This is a genomic window from Pseudomonas hefeiensis (assembly GCF_030687835.1).
In the GTDB taxonomy this organism is placed as follows: domain Bacteria; phylum Pseudomonadota; class Gammaproteobacteria; order Pseudomonadales; family Pseudomonadaceae; genus Aquipseudomonas; species Aquipseudomonas hefeiensis.
In genome coordinates this window covers 1668260-1690593 of record NZ_CP117449.1, presented here as the reverse complement: position 1 = coordinate 1690593, position 22334 = coordinate 1668260, and the positions used below count along the sequence as shown (strand labels likewise).

20 protein-coding genes and 1 pseudogene are annotated in these 22334 nt (G+C 60.1%); 15 read left to right on the top strand and 6 right to left on the bottom strand.

Annotation, left to right across the window (positions count from 1 at the left end; translation table 11 throughout):
- Positions 1–365: 365 nt before the first annotated feature.
- Positions 366–1151: an outer membrane protein OmpK gene (locus PSH57_RS07365; protein WP_305388737.1), complete on the top strand. Its 786-nt coding sequence runs from the start codon at positions 366–368 to the stop codon at positions 1149–1151.
- 192 nt (positions 1152–1343) lie between these two features.
- Here the strand turns inward: PSH57_RS07365 and PSH57_RS07360 are convergent, their stop codons facing one another.
- Together PSH57_RS07360 and PSH57_RS07355 are read right to left on the bottom strand one after the other, a co-directional pair.
- Complete coding sequence (locus PSH57_RS07360; protein ID WP_305388735.1) at positions 1344–2504, bottom strand: patatin-like phospholipase family protein; 1161 nt, start codon at positions 2502–2504, stop codon at positions 1344–1346.
- A 35-nt stretch (positions 2505–2539) separates the two neighbouring features.
- Positions 2540–3472 carry a lipid A biosynthesis lauroyl acyltransferase gene (locus PSH57_RS07355; RefSeq protein WP_305388734.1) on the bottom strand — a complete coding sequence of 311 codons (933 nt, stop codon included), beginning with the start codon at positions 3470–3472 and terminating at the stop codon, positions 2540–2542.
- Positions 3473–3590: 118 nt separating this feature from the next.
- Between PSH57_RS07355 and minC the strand changes: the two genes are divergently transcribed.
- From minC to PSH57_RS07325, 6 genes are all read left to right on the top strand, one after another.
- Positions 3591–4328, top strand: a complete 738-nt coding sequence (gene minC, locus PSH57_RS07350; RefSeq protein WP_305388733.1) for a septum site-determining protein MinC — start codon at positions 3591–3593, stop codon at positions 4326–4328.
- A 200-nt stretch (positions 4329–4528) separates the two neighbouring features.
- Positions 4529–5341, top strand: a complete 813-nt coding sequence (gene minD / locus PSH57_RS07345) for a septum site-determining protein MinD (protein ID WP_042728954.1) — start codon at positions 4529–4531, stop codon at positions 5339–5341.
- Complete coding sequence (minE, locus tag PSH57_RS07340; RefSeq protein WP_003179111.1) at positions 5341–5595, top strand: cell division topological specificity factor MinE; 255 nt, start codon at positions 5341–5343, stop codon at positions 5593–5595. Before minD ends, minE begins: the two co-directional genes overlap by 1 nt.
- A 192-nt stretch (positions 5596–5787) precedes the next feature.
- Positions 5788–6423, top strand: a complete 636-nt coding sequence (locus PSH57_RS07335; protein WP_018612476.1) for an RluA family pseudouridine synthase — start codon at positions 5788–5790, stop codon at positions 6421–6423.
- A 208-nt stretch (positions 6424–6631) separates the two neighbouring features.
- Positions 6632–7921, top strand: a complete 1290-nt coding sequence (locus PSH57_RS07330; protein WP_305388732.1) for a M18 family aminopeptidase — start codon at positions 6632–6634, stop codon at positions 7919–7921.
- A 272-nt stretch (positions 7922–8193) separates the two neighbouring features.
- Positions 8194–8376 (top strand): hypothetical protein, encoded by a 183-nt coding sequence (locus tag PSH57_RS07325; RefSeq protein ID WP_047229644.1) that lies wholly within the window; start codon positions 8194–8196, stop codon positions 8374–8376.
- Between the two features lie 7 nt (positions 8377–8383).
- Here the strand turns inward: PSH57_RS07325 and PSH57_RS07320 are convergent, their stop codons facing one another.
- The gene (locus PSH57_RS07320) at positions 8384–9115 is read right to left on the bottom strand and encodes a UTRA domain-containing protein (RefSeq protein WP_305388730.1); all 732 of its coding nucleotides are present in this window, start codon (positions 9113–9115) and stop codon (positions 8384–8386) included.
- A gap of 349 nt (positions 9116–9464) precedes the next feature.
- Here PSH57_RS07320 and PSH57_RS07315 point away from each other — a divergent pair, with 349 nt between their 5' ends.
- The 6 genes and pseudogenes from PSH57_RS07315 to PSH57_RS07290 all read left to right on the top strand — a co-directional run bounded on the left by PSH57_RS07315 (position 9465) and on the right by PSH57_RS07290 (position 14864).
- Complete coding sequence (locus PSH57_RS07315) at positions 9465–10532, top strand: ABC transporter substrate-binding protein (protein ID WP_305388729.1); 1068 nt, start codon at positions 9465–9467, stop codon at positions 10530–10532.
- A gap of 211 nt (positions 10533–10743) precedes the next feature.
- Positions 10744–11550, top strand: coding sequence for an alkaline phosphatase family protein (locus PSH57_RS07310; protein ID WP_305388727.1), 807 nt, complete (start codon positions 10744–10746; stop codon positions 11548–11550).
- 5 nt (positions 11551–11555) lie between these two features.
- Positions 11556–12392 carry an ABC transporter permease gene (locus PSH57_RS07305; RefSeq protein WP_256231641.1) on the top strand — a complete coding sequence of 279 codons (837 nt, stop codon included), beginning with the start codon at positions 11556–11558 and terminating at the stop codon, positions 12390–12392.
- Positions 12379–13179 carry an ABC transporter permease gene (locus PSH57_RS07300; protein WP_092458581.1) on the top strand — a complete coding sequence of 267 codons (801 nt, stop codon included), beginning with the start codon at positions 12379–12381 and terminating at the stop codon, positions 13177–13179. The genes PSH57_RS07305 and PSH57_RS07300 overlap by 14 nt, the downstream gene beginning before the upstream one ends.
- Positions 13176–14164, top strand: a pseudogene (locus PSH57_RS07295) (ABC transporter ATP-binding protein). Before PSH57_RS07300 ends, PSH57_RS07295 begins: the two are co-directional and overlap by 4 nt.
- Before the next feature lie 46 nt (positions 14165–14210).
- A complete protein-coding gene (locus tag PSH57_RS07290) occupies positions 14211–14864 on the top strand; it encodes an HAD family hydrolase (protein WP_305388723.1) in 654 nt (217 codons plus the stop codon).
- Positions 14865–14972: 108 nt separating this feature from the next.
- Here the strand turns inward: PSH57_RS07290 and PSH57_RS07285 are convergent, their stop codons facing one another.
- The 3 genes from PSH57_RS07285 to PSH57_RS07275 form a co-directional block, all read right to left on the bottom strand.
- On the bottom strand, positions 14973–15761 hold the full coding sequence (locus PSH57_RS07285) for a DUF2182 domain-containing protein (RefSeq protein WP_305388722.1): 789 nt from the start codon (positions 15759–15761) through the stop codon (positions 14973–14975).
- A 2-nt stretch (positions 15762–15763) separates the two neighbouring features.
- The gene (locus PSH57_RS07280; RefSeq protein ID WP_305388721.1) at positions 15764–16399 is read right to left on the bottom strand and encodes a DUF1326 domain-containing protein; all 636 of its coding nucleotides are present in this window, start codon (positions 16397–16399) and stop codon (positions 15764–15766) included.
- Positions 16400–17131: 732 nt separating this feature from the next.
- On the bottom strand, positions 17132–18094 hold the full coding sequence (locus PSH57_RS07275) for a zinc-binding dehydrogenase (RefSeq protein WP_305388719.1): 963 nt from the start codon (positions 18092–18094) through the stop codon (positions 17132–17134).
- Positions 18095–18233: 139 nt separating this feature from the next.
- Here PSH57_RS07275 and PSH57_RS07270 point away from each other — a divergent pair, with 139 nt between their 5' ends.
- Both PSH57_RS07270 and PSH57_RS07265 read left to right on the top strand, forming a co-directional pair.
- Positions 18234–20312 carry a carboxy terminal-processing peptidase gene (locus PSH57_RS07270; RefSeq protein ID WP_305390321.1) on the top strand — a complete coding sequence of 693 codons (2079 nt, stop codon included), beginning with the start codon at positions 18234–18236 and terminating at the stop codon, positions 20310–20312.
- A 130-nt stretch (positions 20313–20442) separates the two neighbouring features.
- Positions 20443–22230, top strand: coding sequence for a bifunctional diguanylate cyclase/phosphodiesterase (locus PSH57_RS07265; RefSeq protein ID WP_305388717.1), 1788 nt, complete (start codon positions 20443–20445; stop codon positions 22228–22230).
- Positions 22231–22334: the final 104 nt, after the last annotated feature.

Sequence of the window (22334 nt, the reverse complement as noted above, 5' to 3'; positions counted from 1 at the left end):
GCCATCACGCCCCAAATTTGCCACGAATGCGCCGTTGCAGGGCACTTGAGCCCATGAATGCAGGGCCGTATCCTGCGCGGCCGTTTGAAACTGGCAACTCTTAAAACAAGCTGATCCTGACCGATACGCCAACATTGCGCTGTTGGCAGATGTCGGCTCTCTCTGAAAACACTTTTTCGACCGTTTCAAACCACTGAACAAGCCATTTTCCGATTTATCCCGGTCTTGGCTCAGCTCTTGCTGTCAGCGCTTGTCACAAACAAAAAGCTGACCGAACGGATGTTTTTTCCGTGAAAAAAAAGGCGCCACACCAGAGCGCTGACCTTAAAAAAATGCAGTACCACTTACCTTTGGGAGCAAACCGAATGAAACATACGTGCACCAGCCTGATACTTGCGGGATCCTTGCTGACCGTTGGCCAAGCGATGGCCGACGACCTGTTCCAATGGCAGAACAACAGCCTGACCTACCTCTATGGCAAGGATTTTCAGGTCAACCCGCGCATCCAGCAAACCGTGACCTTCGAGCACGCCGATGCCTGGAAATACGGCGACAACTTCTTCTTCCTCGACCGGATTTTCTACAACGGCCAGGACGACAGCAATTCCGGCCCGAACACCTACTACGGTGAGTTCAGCCCACGCCTGTCGTTCGGCAAAATTTTCGACCAGAAGCTGGAACTGGGTCCGATCAAAGATGTGTTGCTGGCCATGACCTATGAGTTCGGCGAGGGTGACAACGAGTCGTACCTGATCGGCCCGGGTTTCGACCTGGCGATTCCCGGTTTTGATTACTTCCAGCTGAATTTCTACAACCGTCAGACCGAAGGCCCACGCGCCGGTGACAATGTCTGGCAGATCACCCCGGTCTGGGCCTACACCCTCCCGGTGGGTTCATCCGACATCCTGATCGACGGTTTCATCGACTGGGTGGTGGACAACGACAGCAACTCCAAAGGCACCTACCACGCCAACCTGCACATCAACCCGCAAATCAAATATGACTTGGGCAAGGCACTGAAGCTGGGCGCCAAACAGTTGTATGTGGGTGTGGAATACGACTACTGGAAGAACAAATACGGGATCGAAGACAGCGAAGGCTTCAAGACCAATCAGAGCAATACCAGCTTCTTGCTGAAGTATCATTTCTGATCGGACAGAGTCTCTGTTGGTCTCAAATTCAGAGCCCACCACAGATCCCTTGTGGGAGCGGGCTTGCTCGCGAAAGCGATGGATCAGCTTGCACCGATGTTGAATGCATGGCCGCCTTCGCGAGCAAGCCCGCTCCCACAGGGGTTTGGGGTCGGGCTCAGATTTGGCACGATAGCGATGAATGTGCTCGCATCAACCCTGAGACACCCGCAAAAACCGGCTCAGCTCCTCGCGCTGGGCCAACGCATCCTGGCGCCCCAGCTCGATCAGTTCACTGCAATAGCCCGCTTCGAACAGCAGATAACTCAGCACCCCGGCGCCGCTGGTCTTGGTCGCGCCCGGCCCGCGCAGGAACATGCGTAGCGCGCGAGGCAATTCCAGGCGATGGCGGGCGGCGATTTCGTCGATCGGCTGGCTCGGCGAAATCACCAACACCTCCACCGGCGCCGCACCCAACGTATGAGCCGGCACGTCATCAGGCAGCAGATGACTGAAGCCGTTCAGACGTTCCAATAACTCGATGTCGCTTTCCAGGCTGTCAATGAACGTGCTGTTGAGCATGTGGCCACCGATCTGCGCCAGGGTCGGTTGCTGGCCGGTGTAACTGCGCTGCAACGGCTCTGGCGAACCAAGGCCGCGCGGATTACCGCTGACCCCGATGACCAGCACGCGATTGGCGCCCAGGTGCAGGGCCGGGCTGATGGGAGCCGATTGACGCACCGCGCCGTCGCCGAAATATTCCGGGCCGATCCTGACTGGCGCGAACAGCAGGGGGATCGCTGAACTGGCGAGCAGGTGTTCCACCGACAACAGGGCCGGCACACCGATTCGCCGGTGCCGCAACCAGGCGTCGATGGTGCCGCGGCCCTGATAGAAAGTCACGGCCTGACCGGACTCATAACCGAACGCAGTCACCGCCACGGCCCGCAGTTGCTGCTGCGCGATCGCCTGTTCGATACCCGAGGCATGAAACTGTGACTGGAGAAGTTCGCGCAATGGCGAACTGTCGATCAGGGCCACCGGCAACCTGGCGCCCAGGCCCAGCAGGCTGTGGCTGATGAAACGTGTCGCCTGGGCGATCACGCCCCACCAGTCGCTGCGCATCACCTGATGGCTGCGCACCGCTTGCCAGAAGGCAGTCAGACGCTCGATGGCGGTTTTGAAGTCCATCGCCCCACTGGCCAGGCTGACCGCGTTGATTGCCCCGGCCGAGGTGCCGACAATCACCGGGAACGGGTTGTCCGCGCCGTCCGGCAACAGTTCGGCAATCGCTGCCAATACGCCCACTTGATACGCTGCCCGAGCCCCGCCGCCGGAAAGAATCAAACCTGTCACCGGTTCAAGTGGGGTCATCGCAACGCTCCGTGTTCAATAAGTGGACTAGAGGCTTAACCGCGTTTGTCATACAGCTTCGGCTCGCCCGGCGGACGACTCTTGAAGCGCCGGTGAGCCCAAAGGTACTGCTCGGGGCATTTACTGACCGACTGCTCCACCCAGCGATTGATACGGATGCAATCGGCCTCTTCGGTCTCCCCTGGAAAATCCTCCAGTGGCGTCTGAATCACCAGACGGTAACCACTGCCATCAGCTAGACGCTCCTGGATGAATGGCACCACCCGTGCCTTGCCCAGGCGAGCGAACTTGCTGGTGGCCGTGACCGTCGCGGCCTGGATTCCGAACAGTGGCACAAAGACGCTTTGCTTGGCGCCGTAGTCCTGGTCCGGCGCATACCAGATCGCCCGGCCGGCCCGCAGCAGCTTGAGCATGCCGCGCACGTCGTCACGCTCCACCGCCAGGGAATCAAGATTGTGCCGCTCGCGCCCGCGACGCTGGATGTAGTCGAACAGCGGGTTCTTGTGTTCGCGATACATGCCGTCGATGGTGTGCTGCTGACCGAGCAATGCCGCGCCGATTTCCAGCGTGGTGAAGTGCAGCGCCATCAGAATCACACCTTTGCCCTCGCGCTGGGCCTGCTTGAGATGCTCCAGCCCTTCGACATGGGCCAGCTTCGCCAGGCGCGAGCGCGACCACCACCAGCTCATGGCCATTTCGAAGAAGGCGATGCCGGTGGAGGCAAAGTTTTCCTTGAGCAGATGCTTGCGCTCGGCAGCGGACTTTTCAGGAAAACACAGTTCCAGATTGCGCCGGGCAATGCGCCGTCTGTCGCCGGCCACACGATACATCAGCGCACCCAATGCACGACCGGCGCGCAGCAGCAGCGGATAGGGCAACTGAACGATCAGCCACAACAGCCCCAGGCCACACCACAGCAGCCAGAAACGCGGATGAAAAAATGCAGCTCGAAAACGCGGGCGATCCATTACAGCTTCCATAAAGACATGGGCCGCGCATTCTACATCGTTCGACCCGGCTTGCGGCCCGGGGACGATCTCGTTATAAGTCTCGGCACTTTTAGTGACAAGCCGTTGTACGCCGACCATGAGCCAAACCGAACCGCTAGACCAAGATCCCGTGTTCCAGCTGAAGGGCAGCATGCTCGCCATTACGGTGCTGGAGCTGGCCCGCAATGACCTGGAGAGCCTTGACCGGCAGTTGGCAGCAAAAGTCGCCCAGGCCCCGAATTTTTTCAGCAATGCCCCGCTGGTGCTGGCGCTGGACAAACTGCCGGCCGGCGAAGGCGCGGTGGATTTGCCCGGCCTGATGCGGGTTTGCCGTCAGCACGGCCTGCGCACCCTGGCGATCCGGGCCAGCCGCATCGAAGACATCGCCGCCGCCATCGCCGTGGACATTCCGGTGCTGCCGCCCTCCGGCGCCCGGGAACGCGTGCTGGAGTTGAGCCCGGCCGAGCCCCGGAAAAAACCGGAAAAACCAGCAGAGCCGACCATCAAGCCGACCCGAGTCATCACCTCCCCGGTACGTGGCGGGCAGCAGATTTATGCCCAGGGTGGCGATCTGGTCGTGGTGTCCTCGGTCAGCCCGGGTGCGGAACTTCTGGCCGATGGCAACATCCATGTATACGGCCCAATGCGTGGCCGTGCCCTGGCCGGTGTCAAGGGCGATACGAAAGCCAGGATTTTCTGTCAGCAGTTGAGCGCTGAATTGATCTCCATCGCCGGGCAGTACAAGGTTTCCGAAGATCTGCGTCGCGACCCGTTGTGGGGGGCCGGCGTCCAGGTCAGCCTGTCGGGCGACGTGTTGAACATCATTCGGCTTTAACGGATACTGCCGCATTTTCCAAGCATCTCTAAAACGTAGCGAAAACGGCTTAAACGACGTAGGAAAAAGGACAAGGCAGTGTTTACCGGAGGTAGACCCCGTCCAGCATCCAATTCCAGCCAAGCCTGTCCAATTGCAGCAGTTTCAAGAGATGTTTTTCAGGGGCTGACAAAGTCCTTTTTCCTTAGGGGTGAAACACCTTGGCCAAGATTCTCGTGGTTACATCCGGCAAGGGTGGTGTGGGTAAGACCACCACCAGCGCCGCTATCGGTACCGGCCTCGCTCTGCGCGGCCACAAAACAGTCATCGTCGATTTCGACGTCGGCCTGCGTAACCTGGACCTGATCATGGGTTGCGAGCGTCGCGTGGTCTATGACTTCGTCAACGTGGTCAACGGTGAAGCGAACCTGCAACAAGCCCTGATCAAGGACAAGCGCCTTGAGAATCTGTACGTGCTGGCCGCCAGCCAGACCCGCGACAAAGACGCGCTGACCCAGGAAGGCGTGGAAAAAGTGCTGATGCAGCTCAAGGAAGACTTTGAGTTCGTGGTGTGCGACTCCCCGGCCGGTATCGAGAAAGGTGCCCACCTGGCCATGTACTTCGCTGACGAAGCGATCGTCGTGACCAACCCGGAAGTCTCATCGGTGCGCGACTCCGATCGCATGCTGGGCCTGTTGGCGAGCAAATCCCGGCGCGCCGAGAACGGCGAAGAGCCGATCAAGGAGCACCTGCTGCTGACCCGCTACAACCCGCAACGCGTCAGCGATGGCGAAATGCTGGGCGTCGAAGACGTCAAGGAAATCCTCGCTGTCACCCTACTGGGTGTGATTCCTGAATCCCAAGCGGTACTCAAGGCCTCCAACTCGGGTGTGCCGGTGATTCTCGACGACCAGAGCGACGCCGGTCAGGCGTACAGCGACGCGGTCGATCGCCTGCTGGGCAAAACCGTAGAGCATCGATTCCTCGATGTAACGAAGAAAGGTTTCTTCGAGCGCCTGTTTGGAGGTAGGTAATGAATCTTTTTGACTTCTTTCGTGCCAACAAAAAGCCAAGTACCGCCTCGGTCGCGAAAGAGCGTCTACAGATCATCGTGGCGCACGAGCGCGGCCAGCGCAGCACCCCTGATTATCTGCCGGCCTTGCAGAAAGAACTGGTGGAAGTGATCCGCAAGTACGTCAACATCGGGTCTGATGATGTGCATGTGGCGCTGGAAAGCCAGGGCAGTTGCTCGATTCTGGAACTCAATATCACCCTGCCGGATCGCTGATCGATCCTGCGGGTGCCCACGGCGGCTCCGGGTCCCAAAGTCCTTCCCCCTGTGGGAGCAAAGCTTGCTCGCGATAGCCTCAACCGGATCTAACAGACAGACCGTGTTGTTTAATCGCGAGCAAGCTTTGCTCCCTCAGGGTTAGGAAAAAGGGCCCGAGCCGCCGTTGGCGTTTGTTACGAGACTGTTTTAATGCCCCTGTCCAACATTCGTATCATCCATCAGGACGCCGCCGTCCTGGTGGTCGACAAGCCGACCCTGCTGCTGTCCGTGCCCGGTCGGGCCGACGACAACAAAGACTGCCTGATCACCCGCCTGCAGGAAAACGGCTATCCAGAGGCGCGAATCGTGCACCGGCTGGACTGGGAAACTTCCGGTATCATTCTGCTGGCCCGGGATCCGGATACCCACCGCGAACTGTCTCGGCAGTTTCATGACCGGGAAACCGAAAAGGCCTACACAGCATTGTGCTGGGGCCAACCGGAACTGGACAGCGGCAGCATCGACCTACCCCTGCGCTACGACCCGCCGACCAAACCGCGCCATGTGGTGGACCACGAGCAGGGCAAACACGCCCTGACCTTCTGGCGCGTGCTGGAGCGTTGTGGCGACTGGTGCCGGGTCGAACTGACGCCGATCACCGGGCGCTCGCACCAGTTGCGCGTGCACATGCTGTCCATTGGTCATCCGCTGCTGGGCGACGGTCTCTACGCCCATCCCCAGGCCCTCGCCGCGTGGCCACGGCTGTGCCTGCACGCCAGCATGCTCAGCTTCACCCACCCGCAAAGCGGCGAACGGCTGCGCTTCGAGTGCCCGGCGCCGTTCTGAGACATCGCGTCGCCCCCATCGCGAGCAGGCTCGCTCCCACACGGGGGCTCAGGGTGAACATAAAACTTGTGTACGCCTGTAATCCAATGTGGGAGCGAGCCTGCTCGCGATGGGGACGGCACATTCAACGCGGATATCAATCACTGGCCACCCTCCCCATCGCCCCCCAATACGGTAAACTGCCGCGCATTGCTGTCTGGAGTTATTTATGCGCGCAGAGTTGAACCATGGCCTGATCGACTTTCTCAAGGCCTCCCCCACCCCGTTCCATGCCACCGCCAGCCTTGCCCAACGTCTGGAGGCAGAGGGTTATCAGCGTCTTGACGAACGCGAGACCTGGGCCACCGAGGCCAACGGCCGTTACTACGTCACGCGCAACGACTCTTCAATCATCGCTTTCAAGCTGGGCCGCAACTCACCGCTGCACGACGGCATCCGCCTGGTCGGCGCCCATACCGACAGCCCCTGCCTGCGGGTCAAGCCCCAGCCGGAACTGCAGCGCCACGGGTTCTGGCAACTGGGCGTGGAAGTCTATGGCGGTGCGTTGCTGGCACCGTGGTTCGACCGCGACTTGTCCCTGGCCGGGCGTGTGACCTTCCGCCGCGATGGCAAGGTCGAAAGCCAGTTGATCGATTTCAAGGCGCCGATCGCCACGATTCCAAACCTGGCCATCCATCTCAATCGCGAAGCCAACCAGGGCTGGGCGATCAACCCGCAGAATGAGTTACCACCGATCCTCGCCCAGTTCGCCGGTGACGAGCGCGTCGACTTCCGCGCCGTACTCACCGATCAACTGGCCCGCGAGCACGGCCTGAACGCCGACGTGGTGCTCGATTACGAGCTGAGTTTCTACGACACCCAAAGCGCCGCGCTCATCGGCCTGCATGGCGATTTCATCGCCGGCGCGCGCCTGGACAACCTGCTGTCGTGCTACGCCGGCCTGCAAGCCTTGTTGAATGCCGACAGCGAAGAGACCTGCGTGCTGGTGTGCAACGACCACGAGGAAGTCGGCTCTTGCTCGGCCTGTGGCGCCGACGGTCCGATGCTGGAGCAGACCCTGCGTCGTTTGCTGCCTGAAGGTGAAGAGTTCGTACGGACCATCCAGAAATCCCTGCTGGTTTCCGCGGACAATGCCCACGGCGTTCATCCCAACTACGCCGACAAGCACGACGCCAACCACGGCCCGAAGCTCAACGCCGGGCCCGTGATCAAGGTCAACACCAACCAGCGCTACGCCACCAACAGCGAAACCGCCGGGTTCTTCCGTCACCTGTGCATGGCCGAGGAAGTACCGGTGCAGAGCTTCGTGGTGCGCAGCGACATGGGCTGCGGCTCCACCATCGGCCCGATCACCGCCAGTCAGTTGGGCGTACGCACGGTGGACATCGGTTTGCCGACCTTCGCCATGCACTCGATCCGCGAACTGTGCGGCAGTCATGACCTGGCGCACCTGGTGAAAGTGTTGAGCGCGTTTTATGCCTGTCGTGAGTTGCCGTAACCACAGCAGCATCTGTTTTAACCGGGAAATGCTTACCCCTGTGGCGAGGGGATTTATCCCCGTAGGGCTGCAGAGCAGCCCTTTGCCCAGTCACCGCAATACTTCACACGTCAGTAGCGGCCCAAGTGCGTCTGCTGCGCAGCCGAGCGGGGATAAATCCCCTCGCCACAACAGTGCTCGCCTCCGGATTGAGGGGAGCCATGACATACATCATCACCTCCCGGCAAAACCCCAACTAGACTGACCTTATCCCCTCCGACAAGGCCGTCACCATGATTCCGATGTCTGCGTTCAATGCCATGCTGGTGCCCATCATCGCCGGCATGATCCTGCTGGCCATCGGCTTCAACTTCCGAGACAAGAACGTCGGGGTGTTTGCCATGTGGATCGGCATGTTGCTGATACTTGCCACAGTGGTGTTCAGGATTCTGGCCAAACTCAACGAGTCGATCTGACCTCACCTCAGGCAGCCGGCGGTTGTTCTGGCACGTCCACCCCAACGTGAATCGCATCATGACGCCAGAACTCCAGGTCACAATCGATCAGCCGCTGATGCTGGTCATAGTTGACCCGGGCAATCCGCAAGCCAGGGCTGCCAACCGACACTTTCAACGCCGCCGCCGCTTCAGGCTGTAAAGAGGTCGGCACAATCTCGAACTTCACCCGGCCGTAGTGCAAGTCGTAATGACGCGTGTACAACTCGGTGATGGACTGATTGAGGTCGAATTCGAGGATGTCCGGGAAGTACTGCGGGTTCAGATAATGCTCGACATACAGCACCAGCCGCTCATCGATACGTCGCACGCGGCAGATCTGGATCACACTGGACAGCGCCGGTAATTGCAGCCAGGCACATACCGCCGCCGAAGCCGGTTGCAGGCGGGCCGAGATCACCTGAGTGGAAGGCACGCGCCCCTGGGCGGTCACCATGGCGTGAAAATGGCTGCGCTGCATCAGGTTATAGGCCAGGCGTGGCGGCGAGACAAACCAGCCACGGCGCTCCTCGCGATAGATCTGTCCCTGGGCTTCGAGCTGCAACAGCGCTTCACGCACAGTGATGCGTGTAGTGCCGAACAATTCGCTGAGCTTGCGCTCGGCCGGCAACTTGCTGCCGGGCGCCAACAAGCCGTGGTCGAGCTGCTCCTGCAGAACCTGCCCGATGGTTGTCACCGCTTTGGTTGTCTCGATGCGCATCAACGTTACCTATCTGGACTAGACCAGCACTCTTTCGGGGCGAAATCGATGGAGCATCCATCCGTTTCTCATGCTTGCAAGCCTAGGCACTGCACATGACTGGTAGATGACAGAACCGCCGAACGGTTCATTGCCATGCGTGCAAATTAGCGGCCAAGTCCTTGCAGATCAGCCGGTTAACCATGGTCTACGCTTAATTGGCAGCCACTTTGCCCAAGCTGGGCAATTGCCGGCCTCTCCTGCACCGACATCAAAATGTCACAGGGCTCGCCTACATTGGCTCAGGTATTGCTGACCTAGACCAACACAACCGCAATCGCAGCGTTGAAAACGCCCATAGGAGCTTCGGATGAAACAGTTTTTCCTGGCATCACTGTTAGGCTCGACCATTGCCATGTGCACTGCTGCCATGGCCGCTGACACCGATTTGAAAACACTGGAAGCCGCTGCGAAAGCGGAAGGCACCGTGAACAGCGTCGGCATGCCCGATGACTGGGCGAACTGGAAAGCCACCTGGGATGACCTGGCCAGAATCCATGGCTTGAAACACATCGACACCGACATGAGCTCGGCCCAGGAAATCGCCAAGTTCGCCGCCGAGAAAGACAACGCCAGCGCCGATATCGGTGATGTTGGCGCAGCTTTCGGCCCGATCGCGGTCAAGCAAGGCGTGGTTCAACCCTACAAGCCGAGCACCTGGGAACAGGTTCCGGACTGGGCCAAGGACAAGGACGGCAACTGGGCCCTGGCCTACACCGGCACCATCGCTTTCATCGTCAACAAAAAGCTGTTGCACGGCTCCGAAGTGCCGACCAAGTGGGCCGACCTGAAAACCGGCAAATACAAAGTTTCCATTGGTGACGTGAGCACCGCCGCCCAAGCCGCCAACGGCGTGCTGGCAGCGGCCCTGGCCAATGGCGGCAACGAGAAAAACGTTCAGCCGGCGCTGCTGATGTTCGCCGAGATCGCCAAACAAGGGCGCCTGTCCATGGCCAACCCGACTATCGCCACCATGGAAAAAGGTGAAGTCGAAGTCGGCGTGGTCTGGGACTTCAACGGCCTGAGCTACAAGGCCAAGATGGCCAACCCGGATGATTACGTCGTGCTGATTCCGTCCGACGGCTCGGTCATTTCCGGCTACACCACCATCATCAACAAATACGCCAAGCACCCGAACGCCGCCAAACTGGCTCGCGAGTACATCTTCAGCGACGCCGGCCAGATCAACCTGGCCAAGGGCAACGCCCGTCCGATTCGCGCCGAGCACCTGACCTTGCCTGAAGAGGTCAAGGCCAAGTTGCTGCCCAACGAGCAGTACAAAGGCGTGACCCCGATCAAGGATGCGGATGCGTGGGAAAAAACCTCCAAGACACTGCCGCAGAAGTGGCAGGAAGAAGTGATCATCAATATGGAGTGAGGCAATAGCTCCCGCTCGGCTATCCACAGGCAATCCAATTGTGGGAACAGGCCCTGTGGGAGCAAAACTTGCTCGCGATAAACGATGACACGGTCTTGCAGTTGGACCGTGTCGCCTTCATCGCGAGCAAGTTTTGCTCCCACAGGCCTGCTCTCACAGTGGAGCTTGCTGGATCCGAGTTTCCTGGTATCTGTCCGGAGTCCCGGTACCCATGAAGCACAACGTCATCCTGGTGGTGCTCGACGGCCTCAACTACGAGGTCGCCCGACATGCCATGGGGCATTTGCAGGCCTATGTCGGCGCAGGACGCGCGGCGCTCTACACACTGGAATGTGAACTGCCCGCCCTGTCCCGTCCGCTCTATGAATGCATTCTCACCGGCGTCGTGCCCATCGACAGCGGGATCGTGCACAACAATGTCACGCGCCTGTCGAACCAGCGCAGCATCTTCCACTACGCCACCGCAGGTGGCTTGAGTACGGCAGCCGCGGCCTATCACTGGGTCAGCGAGCTCTACAACGCTTCGCCGTTCGTGGCCGGTCGCGATCGTCATACCGAAAACCCCGAGTTGCCGATTCAATACGGCCATTTCTACTGGAATGACCACTACCCCGACTCTCATCTGTTTGCCGACGCCGAACACCTGCGTCAGCGCTACATGCCAAATTTTTTGCTGGTACACCCCATGAACATCGACGATGCCGGCCATAAGCACGGCCTCGACACCCCGCAATACCGCAACAGCGCCCGCTCGGCCGACATCAACCTGGCGGTTTACCTGCAAGCCTGGCTCGACGCCGGTTATCAGGTGCTGGTGACATCCGACCACGGCATGAACAACGACCGTTCCCACAACGGCCTGCTGGCTGAAGAACGGGAAGTGCCACTGTTTGTCCTGGGCAGCGGCTTCAGCCTCAACCCCGATGCCGCACCCCGGCAGACCGAACTGTGCGGCACCATTTGCCAGTTGCTCGGCGTTAACCACGACAAACCCTATTGCCAGGAGTTGCTCAAGTGAATGCCATGACGCGCGGCAAATGGCTGGCAGCGTTGTGCCTGGTGCCCTTCGCGATTTTCTTCATTGTGTTCCAGATAGCCCCGCTGCTCTGGGTGCTGGTCAACAGCCTGGAATCGGAAGAGTTCGGCTGGGGCCTGGCCAACTTCAGCAAAATTTTCAGCTCGAAATTTTACCGCCAGGCGATCCAGCACAGCCTGGAAATCAGCTTCTGGTCCAGCGTGCTCGGCATCATCATTGCCGTGCTCGGCAGCTACTCCCTGCGTCGGGTCGATTCGCGCCTGCGCAACTTCGTCAACGCCTTCGCCAACATGACCAGTAACTTCGCCGGCGTGCCGCTGGCCTTCGCCTTCATCATTTTGCTGGGGTTCAACGGCAGCATCACGATCATGCTCAAACAGGCGGGGATCATTGAAGATTTCAACCTGTACTCGAAAACCGGGCTGATCATCCTCTACACCTACTTCCAGATACCCCTGGGTGTGTTGCTGCTCTACCCGGCCTTCGACGCGCTACGCGAAGACTGGCGCGAATCCGCCGCATTGCTGGGCGCCAACGGCTGGCAGTTCTGGCGGCACATCGGCCTGCCGGTGCTGACGCCGGCGCTGCTGGGCACGTTCGTGATCCTGCTGGCCAATGCGCTCGGTGCCTACGCCACGGTGTACGCACTGACCACCGGTAATTTCAACGTCCTGCCGATTCGCATCGCCGCCATGGTCTCCGGGGACATTTCCCTCGACCCGAACATGGCCAGCGCCCTGGCCGTGGTGCTGGTGGCGCTGATGACCCTGGTGACCGTCGTCCATCAGTTGCTGCTCAAGAGGAGCTACCATGTCTCGCGCTGAATCGAGCTCTGCCGGGCTCTATCATCGGGTGGTGGTGTACCTGCTGTTCGCCATCCTGCTGTTGCCCCTCGCCGGCACGCTGATCTACTCCATCGCCAGCAGTTGGTCGGCCACCGTGCTGCCCAGCGGCTTCACCTTCAAATGGTATGTGCAGCTGTGGAGCGATCCGCGCTTTCTCAACGCCTTCGGCCAATCACTGATCGTCTGCGTCGGCGCGTTGGTGCTTTCGGTGGTATTGATTCTGCCCCTGCTGTTTGTGGTGCATTACCACTTTCCAAAACTCGACGCACTGATGAACATCCTCATCCTGTTGCCCTTCGCGGTGCCGCCGGTGGTGTCTTCAGTGGGACTGTTACAACTCTACGGCTCCGGGCCGCTGGCAATGGTAGGCACGCCGTGGATCCTGATCGGCTGTTACTTCACCGTTGCCCTGCCATTCATGTACCGGGCGATCACCAACAACCTGCAAGCCATCAACCTGCGCGACCTCATGGACGCCGCCCAACTGCTCGGCGCCAGTACTTTCCAGGCGGCTTTGCTGGTGGTGCTGCCGAACCTGCGCAAGGGCTTGATGGTGGCGCTGCTGCTGTCCTTTTCGTTCCTGTTCGGTGAGTTCGTGTTTGCCAACATCCTCGTCGGTACCCGCTATGAAACCCTGCAGGTGTACCTGAACAACATGCGCAACAGCAGCGGTCACTTCACCAGTGCGCTGGTGATTTCCTACTTTTTCTTCGTATTGGTCCTGACCTGGGCGGCCAACATCTTGAACAAGGACAAAAGCCAATGAGCTACGTCAGCGTCCAACACCTGCAAAAAAGCTATGCCGGCACGCCGGTATTCAGCGACATCAATTGCGAAATCCATAAGGGCGAGTTCGTCACCCTCCTCGGCCCTTCCGGCTGCGGCAAGTCCACACTGCTGCGCTGCATTGCCGGCCTGACGGCGGTGGATGCCGGGCAGATCCTGCTGGACGGCCAGGACATTGTGCCGTTGAGCCCGCAAAAACGCGGGATTGGCATGGTGTTCCAGAGCTATGCCCTGTTTCCCAACATGACCGTGGAACAGAACGTCGCCTTCGGCCTGCGCATGCAAAAGGTTGCGGCCGAGGACAGCCGCCAGCGAGTGCTGGAAATTCTGCGACTGGTGGAATTGCACGACTTTGCCGCTCGCTACCCCCATCAACTTTCCGGTGGCCAATGCCAGCGCGTGGCCCTGGCGCGCTCCCTGGTGACCCGCCCGCGGCTGTTGCTGCTGGACGAGCCGCTGTCAGCCCTGGATGCACGGATTCGCAAGCACTTGCGCGAGCAGATCCGACAGATCCAGCGCGAGCTGGGCCTGACCACGATCTTCGTCACACACGATCAGGAAGAAGCCCTGACCATGTCTGACCGGATTTTCCTGATGAACCAGGGAAAGATCGTACAAAGCGGCGATGCCGAAACCCTTTACACGGCGCCGGTCGATGTCTTTGCTGCCGGCTTCATCGGCAACTACAACCTGCTGGACGCCGACAGCGCCAGCAAACTGCTGCAACGGCCAGTGACCGGTCGCCTCGCCATTCGCCCGGAAGCCATTGAACTGAGCCTCAGCGGCGAGCCCGATGCGCTGATCCGCAGCCACAGCCTGCTGGGCAACGTGATCCGTTACCGGGTCGAGGCTCGCGGCGTAGAGCTGGTGGTCGATGTGCTCAATCGTTCCGCCGCCGATTTGCACCCCGATGGCACACGACTGTCACTTTCATCGATCCGACGGCGCTGTGTGAGGTAGCCTGATGGCTTTATTGATTTTGAAGCTGATTTTGAAAAGGGAAGCGCGCTGATGGCCCTGGCAATTTTTGATCTGGACGAAACCCTCATTCACGGCGATTGCGCCACCCTCTGGAGCGAACAGATGGGACGCCTGGGCTGGGTCGATCCGGAGTCGTTCATGCGTCGCAACAACGAGCTGATGGACGCCTACAGCCACGGCAAGCTGAGCATGGAAGCGTACATGGATTTCAGCCTGGAACCGATGATCGGCCGTACCCCGGAAGAAATCGAACACCTGGTGACGCCGTGGGTGGAAGACTTCATCGAACCGATCATCTTCAGCGACGCCACCAAGACCATCGCCGAACACCGCAAGGCCGGTGACCGGGTCCTGGTGATCTCCGCCTCCGGCACGCACCTGGTCAAGCCGATTGCCGAACGCCTGGGCATCGATGAGATCCTGGCGATTGAACTCGAAGTGACCCATGGGGTGTACAGCGGCAAGACCGTCGGCACTCTGACCTATCGCGAAGGCAAGATCGCGCGGCTGCTGGATTGGCTGGATGCCGAGGAAGAAAACCTTGAGGGCGCGAGTTTCTATTCCGACTCGCGTAATGACCTGCCGCTGCTACAGCGGGTGGATTACCCCCATGTGGTGAACCCGGATCCGGTGTTGAAGGCCCATGCCGAAGCGGCCGGGTGGCCGATCCATACCTGGAAATAAGCCCCACCCTGTGGGAGCGAGCCTGCTCGCGATTGCGATGGATCAGCAGGCATTGATTTAGCTGACACACCGCAATCGCGAGCAGGCTCGCTCCCACACAGGTTTCGCCTAGCCCAGCAGCAGCCACAGGCCCCAGCCGAGCAACAACACACCGCAGATACGACTGAGCCAGAGTCCCTGCGGCAGGTTTTTCTCCAGCAGGATGAAGGCACCGATCACTGCCACCCAGAGCAGGTTCATCACGCCAACCACGAACAGCAGGCCCATCAGGGCCCAGCAGCAGCCCAGGCAGTAAGCGCCATGGGCCAGCCCCATGCGCCAGCCGCCGAGCACGCCGGGGCGCCAGTAGCCGAGAAGAAAATGCAGCGGCCCGCGACAATGCTCAAGGCAGACTGCCTTGCTTGGCAACCACTGATAGACGCCTGCGACCAGCAGCAGGCCGGCGGCCAGCGCGGTACTGCTGCTGTGCATCCCCGGACTGAGCAGCGCGAGCCGCTCGAGCGCCCATTGCAGCGCCGTAGCGCCCAGAGCGAAGCCGGCCCAGACCAAGCCATAGGCGCTGCAGAACAGCAGCAGGGCCAGATGTCTCTGCGGTGCCGGCATGCGCTTGCGCAGCATCTGCTGGTAGATCAGCAGCATGGGCAGGGCGCTGGGCAGCATCATGCCGATCATCATCACCACCCACATGGCGAACATCAGCAGAGCATCGTCCAGGCTCCAGGGCATGAACATACCGGCCATTGCCGCATCGGCCATGCCGCCCGGCGCACTCATGTCGCGGGCCATTTGCAGCAGAATCAGCCAGGCCAGGGCGGTCAGCGCGAGCAGGCAGAGCAGAAACAACAACTGCTCGCCTGTCAGTCGCTTGCTCTGCGTCACCGCCTGAGGTTCTGCCATTTTTACGGCTCTATGCCATGGCCGGTGAAGTGCACGTGGGCAAGGTGGCTATGACTGCCCTGGGATTGGAGCTTGAGGGCTGAATGCGTCTGGTAGCTGCCGCTGGCTACTTCGGCCTCAAGAAACTCGAAGCCGTCGGGCAGGGACAGGCGGACTCGATGAGGTGAGCCGTCGATCGGGTTGCGGATCGGCTCGCCGCTGGCCTGCAGCACGCCTGGGATGTCCAGGTGCGCTAACCGCTGATCGACATCGATGGACAGGGTGATGGGCACGAACTGCGGTTCGAACATTTCACTCATGGTGCTGCTGAAAACCTGAAACACGTTGGCCCCGGGGTCGCTCTCCAGGCCAGAGAGGATGGTCAGCAGGGCCTGGCGTTGCGCCTCGTCTGCGCGGTCATCGATGAACACCTGACAACTGCCGTTACCCTCATGGATGGCACCCGGCCAAGCGAAGGTGGCGGCCCAACACAAGCCTCCCAGCGCCACTTGATTGAAATACCCGCGTTCCACTCGCATCGACGTCACCGCGTGGCAGTGGCCATGGGTCGGTGGTGCGTTGAATTGACAGGGGCAGCCCCAATTGCAGTTGCAGGCAATGAATTCGACGCCCTGCATGCGCCATTCGGTGGTGGCCATGATCAACCTCTTCACCTGGTGGGTGAAATGAAAGCTGCGGTTACCTTACCCCCATCCCTCCATTAATTAACGCTAGCAGGGCGCGCGCATCGGATACGGGCTACCGACCAAAGGTCGGCTTGTCTGGGTTCGCCGGTCAGCGGTGCAAGCCACCGGCGATGGCGGGCCCTTTGGAATTTGAAACACCGAATACATGAGCGCTCGCGCGCCATGTGGGAGCAAGGCTTGCCCGCCATGGCGGCCGCACTTTCAGCATCAATGCAGACTGACCCACCGCTATCGCGAGCAAGCTTTGCTCCCACAGCGGATTTGTGGTGAACGCCGAATACATGAGCACTCGGGCCCCATGTGGGAGCAAGGCTTGCCCGCGATGGCGGCCGTACTTTCAGCATCAATGCAAACTGACCCACCGCTATCGCGAGCAAGCTTTGCTCCCACGGAGATTTGTGGTGAACACCGAATACATGAGCGCTCGCGCGCCATGTGGGAGCAAGGTTTGCCCGCGATGGCGGCCGCACTTTCAGCATCAATGCAAGCTGACCCACCGCTATCGCGAGCAAGCTTTGCTCCCACAGCGGATTTGTGGTGAACGCCGAATACATGAGCACTCGGGCCCCATGTGGGAGCAAGGCTTGCCCGCGATGGCGGCCGCACTTTCAGCATCAATGCAAACTGACCCACCGCTATCGCGAGCAAGCTCAGTTCCCACAGGTCCGCTCCCAGCTCTGGGAGTCAGCTCAGGTTCTCATCAATCACCAACACCAACTTCCCAGACACCTTGTTGGTCGCCAGCTCCGCGAACGCCGCTTCGGCATCCTTGATCGCAAAGGTCCTGGCCAGTTGCGGGCTCAGGCGTTTGTCGGTGAACAGCGGCCACACCTGTTGCCCCAGCTCACTGATCAGGTCGGCCTTGAACTGATCGTCACGACTGCGCAAGGTCGAACCGAGCAATTGGATACGCTTGCCCAACATCTGCGCCAGATCGAGTTCGGTCGAGCGCCCGCCCATCAGGCCGATCAACACCCAGCGCCCGTCAACTGACAAAAGTTTCACGTTGAGTTTGGCGTAGTTCGCGCCCACCGGATCGAGGATCACATCGAAAGGGGCGAAGTCGTTCAGGCTCTCGAGGCCATCGGTGCGTATCACGCCGCCCTGGGCCCCCAGCGCCTCGCAATAACTCAGACGATCAGCCGAACCGACGCTGACCCAACACGGATTGCCGAAGGCCTTGCACAACTGGATCGCGGCCGAACCGACACCACTGGCCCCGGCGTGCAGCAGCACTTTCTCCCCTGGTTTGAGTGCAGCCAGCTGAAACAGGTTGAGCCACGCGGTGCTGTAAACCTCAGGCAGCGCGGCCGCCTCAGCCAGGGATAAACCTTCAGGCACCGGCAGCACATGCCGGCCATCGACCACCACCTCTTCGGCCATCCCGCCGCCGGCCAGCAAGGCGCAAACGCGATCACCCACCTGCCACGAGGAGCCCGCTCCGACTTCGCTGATCACCCCGGAACACTCCAGGCCCAGTACCTGGCTGGCACCGGGCGGCGGCGGATAATGCCCGGCCTTTTGTAACAAATCGGCTCGATTCAGACCGGCGGCCGCCACGCGGATGCGAACTTGCCCTACATCACACGTCGGACTTGGCTCATCTGCCCATACCACTTGGCCTTCAACGCCTTGCAATGCTTTCACGGTGCCTCCATAGTGAGTCTCGACTGGGCCCGTTGCTGTAACGCCGGGCTTTCTTGCATTATGCGCCCGGGCCACATGGAACCGGCGACTTCAAAGACGGCCTAATATGCGTTATCAATTGTCCCTGCGTCGAATCAGCATGAAGCACCTGTTCCCCAGCACCGCCCTCGCGCTTGTCATTGGCCTCGGTCTGTTGCCGCTGTCGAACGATACGTTCGCAGCCAATAGCTGGGACAAGCTTCAGCCCGATCGCGACGAGGTGATTGCCAGCCTCAACGTCGTTGAATTGCTCAAGCGCCATCACTACAGCAAGCCGCCGCTCGATGACGCGCGCTCGGTCATCATCTACGACAGCTACCTGAAGCTGCTTGATCCCTCGCGCAGCTATTTTTTGGCCAGCGATATCGCTGAATTCGACAAGTGGAAAACCCAGTTCGACGATTTCCTCAAGAGCGGCGACCTGAACGCCGGGTTCACCATCTACAAGCGCTACCTGGACCGCGTGAAGGCGCGTCTGGATTACGCCCTTGCCGAGTTGAACAAAGGCGTCGACAAGATCGACTTCAAGACCAAGGAAACCTTGCAGGTTGATCGCAAGGACGCCGCCTGGCTCAGAAGTACCGCTGAACTTGACGACCTGTGGCGCAAACGCGTCAAGGACGAAGTGCTGCGCATGAAGATCGCCGGCAAGGATTCCAAGCAGATCCAGGAAACCCTGACCAAACGTTACAAGAACCAATTGGCCCGTCTGGACCAGACTCGCGCCGAAGATATCTTCCAGGCGTACATCAATACTTTCGCCATGTCCTACGACCCGCACACCAACTATCTGTCGCCAGATAATGCGGAAAACTTCGACATCAACATGAGCCTGTCCCTGGAAGGCATCGGCGCGGTGCTGCAGAGCGACAACGATCAAGTGAAGATCGTGCGCCTGGTGCCGGCGGGGCCTGCCGACAAGACTAAACAGGTCGGCCCGGCGGACAAGATCATTGGTGTCGCCCAAGGCAACAAGGAAATGGTCGACGTGGTCGGCTGGCGCCTGGACGAAGTGGTCAAGCTGATCCGCGGCCCGAAAGGCTCGGTGGTACGCCTGGAAGTCATCCCGGCCAGCAATGCGCCGAACGACCAGACCAGCAAAGTCGTGGCCATCACCCGTGAAGCGGTGAAGCTGGAAGAGCAGGCTGCGAAAAAATCCGTCCTCAAACTGAAACAGGACGGCAAGGACTACAAGCTCGGTGTGATCGAGATCCCGGCCTTCTACCTGGACTTCAAGGCCTTCCGTGCCGGCGATCCGAACTACAAGAGCACCACGCGCGATGTGAAGAAACTGCTGACCGAGTTGCAGAAGGAAAAAGTCGACGGTGTCGTCATCGACTTGCGCAACAACGGCGGCGGCTCCCTCCAGGAAGCCACAGAACTGACCAGCCTGTTCATCGACAAGGGCCCGACCGTGCTCGTGCGTAACGCCGATGGCCGCGTGGATGTGCTCGAGGACGAAAACCCGGGTGCGTTCTACAAGGGCCCGATGGCCTTGTTGGTCAATCGCCTGTCGGCCTCGGCCTCGGAGATTTTCGCTGGCGCCATGCAGGACTATCACCGGGCACTGATCATCGGCGGCCAGACCTTCGGCAAAGGCACCGTGCAGACCATCCAGCCGCTCAACCATGGCGAACTGAAGCTGACCCTGGCCAAGTTCTACCGGGTTTCCGGCCAGAGCACCCAGCACCAGGGCGTGCTGCCGGACATCGACTACCCGTCGATCATCGACACCAAGGAAATCGGTGAAAGCGCCCTGCCCGAGGCCATGCCGTGGGACACCATCCGGCCTGCGATCAAGCCGGCCGTGGATCCGTTCAAGCCGTTCCTGGCGCAACTCAAGTCCGATCACGATGCTCGCACGTCCCAAGACGCGGAGTTTGTCTTCATCCGCGACAAGTTGGCTTTGGCGCAGAAGTTGATGCTGGAGAAAACCGTTACCCTCAACGAAGCCGAGCGGCGCGCACAGCATGCCGACATCGAAGCCAAGCAACTGACCATGGAAAACCTGCGGCGCAAAGCCAAGGGCGAAGAGCCGCTCAAGGAACTGAAGAAAGAGGATGAAGACCTGATCGCCGAGCCGGAAAAAACCAAACCGGAAGACGATGCCTACCTGAGCGAGACGGGTCGTATCCTCCTCGATTACCTGAAACTCAACACGGCGATTGCCAAGCACTGAGATGATGGCCATTTAATGCTGACGCTCCCCGCAGCGTCATCAAACTGACATCATTCTGTCGTGAAATACAGGACCGGGCGCCTCCTTGAACGGATGGCGCCCAGTCCTTTTTTTATCGCCAGAGAACGCCATGACCACGACAGAACAGCTGAGTGCCTTGAGTTCAATCCTGGCTCAAAGCGGTTTGCACAGCCTGTTCCAACCCATCATTTGCCTTTCCGAACGGCGCATCGTCGGTTATGAAGCCCTGACACGCGGGCCGTCCAACAGCCCGCTGCACTCGCCCATCGCCCTGCTTTCCGTGGCCCGCCAGGCCGGACGTCTCAGTGAACTGGAACTGGCCTGCCGACGCAGCGCCTGCCAACGTTTCAATGAGCAGAAACTGCCGGGCAAGCTGTTTCTCAACGTCTCGCCCGAGTCCCTGCTGGAATCCTCGCACCAGACGGGGCGCACACTGCAATTGCTACAGGACTTCGGCATTGCGCCCAGTCAGGTAGTAATTGAACTGACCGAACAAACCCCGATCGACGACTTCCAGCTCCTGCAAACCGCCCTGCATCATTATCGGGCCATGGGTTTCTCCATTGCCCTGGACGATCTCGGTGCCGGGTATTCGAGCCTGCGGCTGTGGTCCGAATTGCGCCCTGATTATGTGAAGATCGACCGGCACTTTATCGATGGCATCCATCAGGACGCCCTCAAGCGCGAATTCGTCGGCTCGATCCTGAAAATCGCCAGGGCTTCCCGTGCCCAGGTGATTGCCGAGGGAATCGAACTGCCGGAAGAACTGGCGGTATTGATAGAGATGGGCGTCGATCTGGTTCAGGGTTATCTGCTCGCTCGCCCGCAGGAGCAGCCCTCCCGTGACGCCAGGGCGTTGATGCCCCGGCAGGACGCCGGCGCGGTGGCCTTGACCGACGAAGTCAACGACCTCGGGGCGCTGCTCAACGAACAACCGGCGATGGCCCACGACACGCCGACGGCCACCGTGCTGGAGGCGTTTCGGCGCCAGGCCAACCTCAACTCCCTGGCGGTACTGGACGATCAGGACCAGCCCTGCGGCATCGTCCATCGTCATTCCCTTTCGGATGCCTTGCTCAAACCCTTCGCCACCGACCTCTTCGCCCGCAAACCCATCAGCCGCCTGATGAGCGATGACTTCCTGGCGGTGGAACTGAACCAGTCGCTGCAACAAGTCAGCCGCCTCATCACCAGCCGCGCCCGACAACGCATCGAAGAAGACTTCATCATCACCCTCAACGGCAGTTACCTGGGCCTGGGCCGGGTGATCGACGTGCTCAAGCTCATCACCGAACTGAAAATCCAACAGGCCCGCTACGCCAACCCGCTGACCCTGCTGCCGGGCAACGTGCCGATCCAGCAATGCCTGACGCGCTTGCTGCAACAACGACAGGAGTCAGTGATCTGCTACGTGGACATCGACAGCTTCAAACCCTTCAACGACATCTACGGCTACGGCCGCGGCGACGAAGTCCTGCTGTGCCTGGCCCAATGCCTGAACGAACGCATCGACCCCAGCCGCGACTTCGTCGGTCACATCGGCGGCGACGACTTCCTGCTGGTCCTCGGCCCGGAAGACTGGCGCAAACGCCTGAATCAGCTACTGAGCGACTTCCAGACCCACTGCCGCCGCTTCTACCGCCCCGAGCATCTGGAAGCGGGCTGTTTCACCGCGCTGAATCGGCAGGGGGTCCGACAGGAGTTTGCCTTGCTGTCGCTGTCGATTGGGGTAGTGCATCTGCGGTCAGAGGCTTGCGGGGAATTGGATGCGAGCCAGTTGGCTGAGCTGGCTTCGCAGGCCAAGCATCATGCCAAGGAGATTTTGGGAGGGAGCGTGTACTTGGTTGATGGTTTGGCTGGGCGGGAGGCTGTGGTGGGGTTGGGGTTGTCGGTGTAAACACCTGGCGCCGATCCCGTGGCGAGGGGATTTATCCCCGTTGGGCTGCGCAGCGACCCTAAAGCAGTTAACTCAATCTTCTTGGCACACCGAGTTGCCTGGTT

Coding starts and splice junctions, on each gene's coding strand:
- PSH57_RS07365 (WP_305388737.1), top strand. CDS start 366: ATGAAACATACGTGCACCAGCCTGATACTTGCGGGATCCTTGCTGACC.
- PSH57_RS07360 (WP_305388735.1), bottom strand. CDS start 2,504: ATGACCCCACTTGAACCGGTGACAGGTTTGATTCTTTCCGGCGGCGGG.
- PSH57_RS07355 (WP_305388734.1), bottom strand. CDS start 3,472: ATGGATCGCCCGCGTTTTCGAGCTGCATTTTTTCATCCGCGTTTCTGG.
- minC (WP_305388733.1), top strand. CDS start 3,591: ATGAGCCAAACCGAACCGCTAGACCAAGATCCCGTGTTCCAGCTGAAG.
- minE (WP_003179111.1), top strand. CDS start 5,341: ATGAATCTTTTTGACTTCTTTCGTGCCAACAAAAAGCCAAGTACCGCC.
- PSH57_RS07335 (WP_018612476.1), top strand. CDS start 5,788: ATGCCCCTGTCCAACATTCGTATCATCCATCAGGACGCCGCCGTCCTG.
- PSH57_RS07330 (WP_305388732.1), top strand. CDS start 6,632: ATGCGCGCAGAGTTGAACCATGGCCTGATCGACTTTCTCAAGGCCTCC.
- PSH57_RS07325 (WP_047229644.1), top strand. CDS start 8,194: ATGATTCCGATGTCTGCGTTCAATGCCATGCTGGTGCCCATCATCGCC.
- PSH57_RS07320 (WP_305388730.1), bottom strand. CDS start 9,115: ATGCGCATCGAGACAACCAAAGCGGTGACAACCATCGGGCAGGTTCTG.
- PSH57_RS07315 (WP_305388729.1), top strand. CDS start 9,465: ATGAAACAGTTTTTCCTGGCATCACTGTTAGGCTCGACCATTGCCATG.
- PSH57_RS07310 (WP_305388727.1), top strand. CDS start 10,744: ATGAAGCACAACGTCATCCTGGTGGTGCTCGACGGCCTCAACTACGAG.
- PSH57_RS07305 (WP_256231641.1), top strand. CDS start 11,556: ATGACGCGCGGCAAATGGCTGGCAGCGTTGTGCCTGGTGCCCTTCGCG.
- PSH57_RS07300 (WP_092458581.1), top strand. CDS start 12,379: ATGTCTCGCGCTGAATCGAGCTCTGCCGGGCTCTATCATCGGGTGGTG.
- PSH57_RS07290 (WP_305388723.1), top strand. CDS start 14,211: ATGGCCCTGGCAATTTTTGATCTGGACGAAACCCTCATTCACGGCGAT.
- PSH57_RS07285 (WP_305388722.1), bottom strand. CDS start 15,761: ATGGCAGAACCTCAGGCGGTGACGCAGAGCAAGCGACTGACAGGCGAG.
- PSH57_RS07280 (WP_305388721.1), bottom strand. CDS start 16,399: ATGGCCACCACCGAATGGCGCATGCAGGGCGTCGAATTCATTGCCTGC.
- PSH57_RS07270 (WP_305390321.1), top strand. CDS start 18,234: ATGAAGCACCTGTTCCCCAGCACCGCCCTCGCGCTTGTCATTGGCCTC.
- PSH57_RS07265 (WP_305388717.1), top strand. CDS start 20,443: ATGACCACGACAGAACAGCTGAGTGCCTTGAGTTCAATCCTGGCTCAA.